General features: G+C 42.8%; 7 protein-coding genes. All 7 read left to right on the plus strand.

All coding sequences use genetic code 11. The features are described 5' to 3' along the window. The first annotated feature begins 560 nt into the window (after positions 1 to 560). The 7 genes from AWH61_RS07635 to AWH61_RS07665 all read left to right on the plus strand — a co-directional run bounded on the left by AWH61_RS07635 (position 561) and on the right by AWH61_RS07665 (position 3,616). Positions 561 to 1,007, plus strand: coding sequence for a hypothetical protein (locus AWH61_RS07635; RefSeq protein ID WP_012517161.1), 447 nt, complete (start codon positions 561 to 563; stop codon positions 1,005 to 1,007). Between the two features lie 117 nt (positions 1,008 to 1,124). Further along, positions 1,125 to 1,418 (plus strand): hypothetical protein, encoded by a 294-nt coding sequence (locus tag AWH61_RS07640; protein WP_075176700.1) that lies wholly within the window; start codon positions 1,125 to 1,127, stop codon positions 1,416 to 1,418. Between the two features lie 133 nt (positions 1,419 to 1,551). Further along, on the plus strand, positions 1,552 to 1,884 hold the full coding sequence (locus AWH61_RS20135) for a hypothetical protein (protein ID WP_075176701.1): 333 nt from the start codon (positions 1,552 to 1,554) through the stop codon (positions 1,882 to 1,884). 146 nt (positions 1,885 to 2,030) lie between these two features. Beyond that, complete coding sequence (locus tag AWH61_RS07650) at positions 2,031 to 2,363, plus strand: hypothetical protein (RefSeq protein ID WP_075176702.1); 333 nt, start codon at positions 2,031 to 2,033, stop codon at positions 2,361 to 2,363. Between the two features lie 132 nt (positions 2,364 to 2,495). Beyond that, entirely contained in the window at positions 2,496 to 2,762 is a 267-nt protein-coding gene (locus AWH61_RS07655; protein ID WP_075176703.1) for a hypothetical protein, read from the plus strand. Positions 2,763 to 2,906: 144 nt separating this feature from the next. Continuing rightward, positions 2,907 to 3,185 carry a hypothetical protein gene (locus AWH61_RS07660; protein WP_075176704.1) on the plus strand — a complete coding sequence of 93 codons (279 nt, stop codon included), beginning with the start codon at positions 2,907 to 2,909 and terminating at the stop codon, positions 3,183 to 3,185. A gap of 122 nt (positions 3,186 to 3,307) precedes the next feature. Then, a complete protein-coding gene (locus tag AWH61_RS07665) occupies positions 3,308 to 3,616 on the plus strand; it encodes a DUF6980 family protein (RefSeq protein WP_212667574.1) in 309 nt (102 codons plus the stop codon). Positions 3,617 to 3,832 lie beyond the last annotated feature (216 nt).

The following is a 3,832-nucleotide window of genomic DNA, read 5'->3' on the forward strand; positions in this document are numbered from 1 at the left end:
TTGTAAATGGTGGCTAACAAGCCAATAAACACACTCACTACGTTCGCTGGGACGCATACACGCAGGGCGGCTTCGCCATTATGCCCTACGTGCCTGCGCCCGTTATTGAAAAGTTATAAGGCGTCAGCCTAAACTGCGTTTGGCCTTATAAAAACCTCAGTGCAACTACCCTCTCCTATTTTCATTAGCATCGCTCTAGCTTGTGGTAGGTTTAAATCCGCCGCTTTCAATTCAAAGGTGGTGCAATAGGCGCTTTATCGCCAAATTTTTATTTTGAGTCAGCAAGCGCCATTACACTTGGTAGCTCAAATGACGGCTAGCTTCTGTCAAATCAAAACCGTCACTGCTCAGTCGTTTCGCTTGTTTGTGCTAACAATCAATCGTATTCTGGCTTCATTAGTTTTTAAAAAGACCAAAGGAACTGGCTCTGCTTCTAACAAAGCGCTAAAGTCCACTCCCTTCGGTCGCTCGGACGCATTCACGTGGGGCGGCTTCGCCATTATGCCCCACGCAACTGCGCCGCTTAGCTTAATGTTATGTGCCAAGGAAAGTACTGTGTAATGAATATTAGCTTCGACGATTATATGGATTCAATTAAGGCAAACAGGAAGTCTATGCCTCCAGAGCTATTTTCTTTTGCATCAAACGAAGATCACTACGAATTGAATCACCCTCAATCACTTCACGATTCATGGGTATCTTCGCTGTGTATAGAAGAACTTAGAAACAATACACGGCCATTTGAATGCTCGTTAAGAGTGACATTAAAGCTACTTGGTCAACAACATGATAGAACACTAGTGTTAATCTATTCAGATGTTGTCGCCTATGAGTTCTTAAGTTCAGAAAATAGTTTTAACCCAAACGACACTTTCCATGGAGATATATTGGATCATCGCATTAGTATCGCTGGCGACGCTTACAACCATATAATTGAAATGCGTTCAGGCTCTATCTTCAAGGTTGTTTTTAAGGGGTTCTCTTTTGAAGAACAAAGTAGCACATAACAAAAAAATTAAGTCGTGGGCTAAAGCCCACTGGGACGCTAACACGCAGGGCCGCTTCGCTATTATGCCCTACGTGTTATCGCCCCTTATTTAAAAGTTAGGTGACAAGGAAGGTTGATGAAGCACTACTTCTGGCATTGGGACGAGTCCCGTGGCGATGAATATGACAACTGGGGAACATCAGACTGGTATTATGAAGTCGCTGACGATGAATCTTACAATAGAGTCATTCAAATATATCAATCGGGTAACGCATTGTTTTACAGCAGGGAGCATATTGAGGATAAGTACGGCTTTTTACCTGAGGGTAGTTTCGGCTGTTGTGAATATGGCGAGGAGCCTATCTCTGCAGAAGCTTTCAATAAACTCGTAAATGAAACTTCATTTACCAATGTCAGCAATGTCACCTAACAATCACATTAAGCCGCTCGCAGGCTCGCTGGGACAGTAACACGTGGGCTCTGTCGCTTCGCTCGGATTTTAGCCCACGTATTACTGCCCCTTATGTGGGTGTTAGGTGCTTTTCAGGGAAGAAAACTTTGTAATGATTTCTCAAACTCTTTTGGTTCTTTGCTCAACCCTTGTCGCTGCATTAGCAGCCGAACTTCACTGTAAGCTACAAGAAAAGCAAATAGCTAAAAGTAAAACAGTCATAAATCTTTTTATTCACTACCTTATTACTGCCTTTTATCTTGTTTTCACCTTAATAGGAGTAACCATTTTTTGGCATGCGTATTCATCACTAAATCTGCCACAAATACAAAAGTTGGTTTTCCTTCTGTTTTCGGTGGTCATCTTTGTCTCACCCATTCTATTTATCGCCAGTTGGCGCTATCCTAGGCTAGTGGAGCAAATGGAAAAATGGCGTAAAAGCTAGGGTTTAATATGCACGCACCTAACAACCCAATCAACACACTCACTCCGTTCGCTGGGACGCATACACGCGGGGCGGCTTCGCCATTATGCCCCACGTGCCTGCGCCCGTTATTGAAAAGTTAGAGTCTTCGGAAAAAAGGAATTTTAATGAATAAAATGACTAAATTTTTTGGTAAGCATTATGACTTTATAAAGTGGCAATCAGAATGCTACGCCTTATCTGTTGGTTTCTTTACAGTCTCAATTCTGTGCTTCAAATATCTAGAACAATTAGTTTATGTGCTAGGAATCATCTCTGGTGTTTTTTTAGGCCTAATAGGTCTAGGGTTGACATTAGCAGCAATTGACAAAGCCCAAACATACATCGGAGACAAGATTGCAATCAAAGGAAGCCCTCTCTACATGTTTTGGGGCTTGGTTTATGTATCAACAGCCGTTTGTACGGGTTTTGCACTTACACTCAAGGTTGTTTCAGAGTGAACGACTCTAACAAACTACTCAAGGCTCTCGCTTCGCTCGCTGGGACAGTAACACGTAGGCTCTGTCGCTCCGCTCCTAATTTTAGCCTACGTGTTACTGCCCCTTAGTGGGATGTTATGTGCTTGGAGTAACATGCAGAAAGAAAACGGTGATACGGAAATTGCTTTTTTGGCAGCGTCGGCATTGTGGCTAGTTACTATTGGTACGAGCTGGTTATCCAAGTTAGTTTTCGAAATGTGGCAAAATGGAAGCTCTATTGAATTTGTTAGCCGAAAAGCAAGAATCCTTAATCATTTTCCAACATCGTTTATTTTCTTTCTCTCTCTGATAGTTTTAGCGATTATGGTCTTTTATGCAGCCAAGCAGACGCTTAAGTTTGTTACCTATTTGCGCAATTAAAATGCTGTTGTTTTTAAACGCACATAACAAACAAATCATGGCACTCGCTGTCGCTCGCTGGGACGCAAACATGTGCGCGGCTTCGCCATTTTTGCACACATGTCTGCGCCCCATATTTGGAAGTTAGGTGCCAAGTGGACAGTTATGAATCCAGTCTCTTTTTTAGAAAAGCTTCGCGAACAATATATTGCTACTGAAGATGACGACTTGCTTTTCACCAACAAAGAATGTGCTCTTGGTAGCACTATTTATCGGTTGAATTGCTGGAAGGATTTTCATGGCAAAGATAGCGTTGTTGTTTTTGAACTAAAGGAAAATGGGTTGCTAATCTCTACGAGTACCTGTTTAGGCATTCGATACTCCGAAACACAAGACATTTTGCTTTTAAGTGAACAGCAATTGTGGGATATAGGTATTCCCTAGCATGGCACCTAACAAAAAAATTAAGTTCGCCCGCTGCGCGGGCTGGGACGCATACATGCGGGGCGGCTTCGCCATTTTGCCCCACATGCCTGCGCCCCTTATTTAAAAGTTAGGTGTCGCGTGTGATTAAACATTGCTGTAATGAAATGGAATTAGCAATCAAGTTTGATTGTAACCATCACAAAGATGAATATGAGTGTCCAGATGCACTGATTTCATATAATCCAAAATTCGACGAGTACGGCATAATCATCCATGATGGCGGTACCGCTACTTCGGGTATCTCATATTGTCCTTGGTGTGGTTCAGAACTACCAAAGTCAAAAAGAGATCTTTGGTTTGACACCCTGGAAGCCCTCGGCTTTGATGACCCGAGTGAGCAAGATATACCAAAACAGTTTCAAGGGAGTGATTGGTATCGTAACACCTAACAAACCACTTAAGGCTCTCGCTTCGCTCGTTGGGACAGTAACACGTAGGCTCTGTCGCTGCGCTCCAAATTTTAGCCTACGTGTTACTGCCCCTTAGTGGGGTGTTAGGTGCTACTGGTATGAGTAAAGTTTTTATCTATGGTTTTACTGGCACTTTCACTGAAAAACCTGAGTACGATTACGCTCACCCAGATGTTGGTGCTACTCATAAATGCA

The sequence above is a fragment of the Alteromonas sp. W12 genome, from assembly GCF_001924945.1.
In the GTDB taxonomy this organism is placed as follows: domain Bacteria; phylum Pseudomonadota; class Gammaproteobacteria; order Enterobacterales; family Alteromonadaceae; genus Alteromonas; species Alteromonas macleodii.